Annotated in this window: 3 protein-coding genes; all 3 read left to right on the top strand. The window is 68.4% G+C overall.

Annotation, left to right across the window (positions count from 1 at the left end; translation table 11 throughout):
• Window positions 1-2 precede the first annotated feature (2 nt).
• On the top strand, window positions 3-1,913 hold the full coding sequence (gene dnaK, locus VF697_RS04990) for a molecular chaperone DnaK (RefSeq protein WP_331092329.1): 1,911 nt from the start codon (window positions 3-5) through the stop codon (window positions 1,911-1,913).
• Window positions 1,914-2,128: 215 nt separating this feature from the next.
• Window positions 2,129-2,536: a DUF393 domain-containing protein gene (locus VF697_RS04985; RefSeq protein WP_331092328.1), complete on the top strand. Its 408-nt coding sequence runs from the start codon at window positions 2,129-2,131 to the stop codon at window positions 2,534-2,536.
• 71 nt (window positions 2,537-2,607) lie between these two features.
• The coding region (locus tag VF697_RS04980; protein WP_331092327.1) for an AAA family ATPase at window positions 2,608-3,449 on the top strand (842 nt) is incomplete at its 3' end.

The raw sequence follows: 3,449 nt of genomic DNA, 5'->3' as shown, positions 1-3,449 counted from the left end.
CCGTGGGCAAGATCATTGGAATCGACCTGGGCACCACCAACAGCGTGGTGGCGATCATGGAGGGTCGCGAGCCCAAGGTCCTCACCAACGAGGAAGGCAACCGCACCACGCCCTCGGTCGTCGCGTTCGCGAAGGATGGGGAGCGTCTGGTGGGGCAGGTGGCCAAGCGTCAGGCCATCACCAACCCCGAGCGGACTGTCTACTCCATCAAGCGCTTCATGGGCCGGCGCTTCGAGGAGACCACCGAGGAGGCGAAGCTCGTCCCCTATAAGGTGGTGCGCGGCCCCCATGGCGACGCGCGCGTGGAGATCGATGGCAAGCAGTACAGCGCCCCGGAGATCTCGGCGCAGGTGCTGCTCAAGCTCAAGCGCGCCGCGGAGAACTACCTGGGCGAGAAGGTCACCGAGGCCGTCATCACCGTCCCGGCCTACTTCAACGACGCCCAGCGCCAGGCCACCAAGGACGCGGGCGAGATCGCCGGCCTCACCGTGCGGCGCATCGTGAACGAGCCGACCGCGGCCGCGCTGGCGTACGGCCTGGACAAGAAGAAGGACGAGAAGATCGCCGTCTACGACTTCGGCGGCGGCACGTTCGACATCTCCATCCTGGAGGTGGGCGAGAACGTGGTCGAGGTGCTCGCCACCAATGGTGACACCCACCTGGGCGGCGACAACATCGACCACACGCTCATGGACTGGCTGATCGCCGAGTTCAAGAAGGACAACGGCATCGACGTCTCCAAGGACAAGATGGTCCTCCAGCGCCTGAAGGAGGCGGCGGAGAAGGCGAAGATCGAGCTGTCCAGCACGACGGAGACGGAGATCAACCTGCCGTTCCTCACGGCGGATGCCTCCGGTCCTAAGCACCTCACCGTGCGCCTGACGCGGGCCAAGTTCGAGGCGATGATCGACACCCTCGTCGAGCGCTCGCTGGAGCCGTGCCGCAAGTGCCTGAAGGACTCGGGCGTGGACCTCAAGGATCTCAACGAGGTCGTCCTCGTGGGTGGCTCCACGCGCATCCCGAAGGTGCAGGAGGCGGTGAAGCGGCTGTTCGGCAAGGAGCCCAACCGCTCGGTGAACCCGGACGAGGTGGTGGCGGTGGGCGCCGCCGTGCAGGCCGGCGTGCTCTCGGGCGAGGTGAAGGACATCCTGCTGCTGGACGTCACCCCGCTGTCGCTGGGCGTGGAGACGCTGGGCGGCGTGATGACCAAGCTCATCGAGCGCAACACCACCATCCCCACCCGCAAGTCGGAGACGTTCTCCACGGCGGCGGATGGCCAGACGCAGGTGGAGATCCACATCCTGCAGGGTGAGCGCGAGATGGCGGGCGACAACCGCAGCCTGGGTCGCTTCCACCTGACGGGCCTGCCGCCGGCGCCGCGCGGCATGCCGCAGATCGAGGTGACGTTGGACATCGACGCCAACGGCATCCTCAACGTCAGCGCCAAGGACAAGGCGACGGGCAAGGAGCAGAAGGTGACCATCACCCACTCGTCCGGTCTGGCCAAGGACGAGGTGGAGAAGATGGTGAACTCGGCCAAGGAGAACGAGGCCGCCGACAAGGCCCGCCGCGAGCTGGTGGAGCTGAAGAACCAGGCCGAGGCGCAGGCGTACCAGGCGGAGAAGCTGGTGAAGGAGAACCGCGAGAAGCTCTCGCCGGACGCGGTGTCCACGCTCGAGGCGGCCATCAAGGGCGTCAACGAGGTGCGCGAGGGCCAGGACAAGGACGCCATCAAGGGCGCCCTGGAGCGGCTGCAGCAGGCCAGCTACAAGGTGGCCGAGGAGATGTACAAGGCCACCGGCGGCGCGCCGGGCGCGGGTGCTCCTCCTCCGGGCGCCGACGCGGGCGCGGCTCCGGGCAGCTCGGCCAAGCCGAAGGACGACGTGGTGGACGCCGAGTTCCGCCAGTCGTAAGCGGCCACCACGCCTCCCTCTCTCCCCCCTCCGAGAGATAGAGGGGGGAGGTCGCGGATGTGACAGGGTAGGTCCCGAGGGCCGGCGCTTCCGCGAGGGGGTGTCCGGCCTTCGTGCTTTCAGTCGCGGTGGCTTCAGCGGGTGGCGCCAGGTGCAGCCCCCCTGTATGAGAAACTCCAGCCGCAGCGGTGCCAGGCCAGGGACGGAGGAGCTTCATGAAGGCGCTGACGACGACGCCCCCGGGGCATGACGTCATCCTGTACGACGGGCACTGCCGCCTGTGCCGTGGCGGCGCGAAGCAGTTGGAGCGGCTGTTGAGAAGCCGAGGCACGGAGCTGCGCTCGTTCCGGGACGAGGGCGTGCTGGGCGCGTTCCCCGGCATCTCGCCCGATCGGTGCGAGCATGCGATGCAGCTCGTCCAGGCGGACGGGCGGGTCTTCGAGGGCGCCGAGGCCGTGGTGCAGGCGCTGGGGCGCAGGCCGCTCGGCAAGCTGCTCTTCGCCTACTACGTGCCGGGGTTGCGGCACACGGCGGACTGGCTCTACAGCCTCGTCGCCCGGTACCGCTTCCGCATCGCCGGGCGGGCCTGCCCGGACGGTGCGTGCGCCGTCCACTTCAAGTAGGGAGCGGGCGCTCTTCAAAGGGGGGGCGCGGGGGGCTACGATGGGCCTCCCTGCCTCCGCTCTGAGCGCCCGTGATCCACTCTCCCACGCACGTCTACTCCCAGGCCGCGCAGGCCTTCCGCCACTTCTTCCAGGAGCTGCGCGAGGCCTACCTCGAGCGTGAGACGCTCTTCACCCAGATCGAGCTCGCCCTGCTGAGCCGGGAGCACGTGCTCGTGGTGGGGCCTCCGGGGACCGCCAAGAGCGCCATCGCCTCCTCGGTGCTGGGCCGCATCCTGGACGAGAAGACCGGGCAGCCCTCGCTCTTCGCCAAGCAGATCGCCGAGTCCACCGTGCAGACGGACCTCATCGGTCCGGTGGACTTCAAGGTGCTCACCGAGACGGGCCGCACCGAGTTCATCACCGAGGACGGCATGCTGGGCGCCACCCACGCCGTCCTCGACGAGGTCTTCGACGGGCGCGACATGCTGCTGCGCTCCATCCTCAACGTCCTGCACGAGCGCGAGCTCAAGCACGGCCGGCGGGTGACGAGCGGCCGCATCGAGTGCGCCATCATGACGAGCAACCGGTACCTCTCCGAGGTGCTCGCGCGCTCGCCCGAGCTGCTGCTCGCCTTCGCCGACCGCCTGAGCTTCATCTCCTTCGTGCCCAAGAGCTTCGCCCGGACCGCCAGCCGCTCCGCCATGCTGCACCGCTTCGCCCATGGTCTGCGGCCGGACCTGCGCGCTGTCCTCACCCTGCAGCAGCTCGACGTGCTCCAGAAGGCCGTGGAGCGGGTGACGGTCTCCAACACCCTGCTCGAGGCCATCGAGATGCTCGCCGATGAGTTGGAGCGCGCCCTCACGGCCCAGGTGTCCAAGCTGCCCGACTACGTGCCCACCAAGTACTTCTCCCAGCGCTCGGTGGTGAAGGC

This window comes from Archangium sp., from assembly GCF_036388035.1.
Lineage (GTDB): Bacteria > Myxococcota > Myxococcia > Myxococcales > Myxococcaceae > Archangium.
Note: the sequence above shows the minus strand (reverse complement) of the source record. Positions and strands in the feature narration are given on the sequence as shown.

What these genes read in the sequence shown, in the direction of transcription:
- VF697_RS04985 (WP_331092328.1), top strand. Translation starts at nt 2,129, where the DNA reads ATGAAGGCGCTGACGACGACGCCCCCGGGGCATGACGTCATCCTGTAC.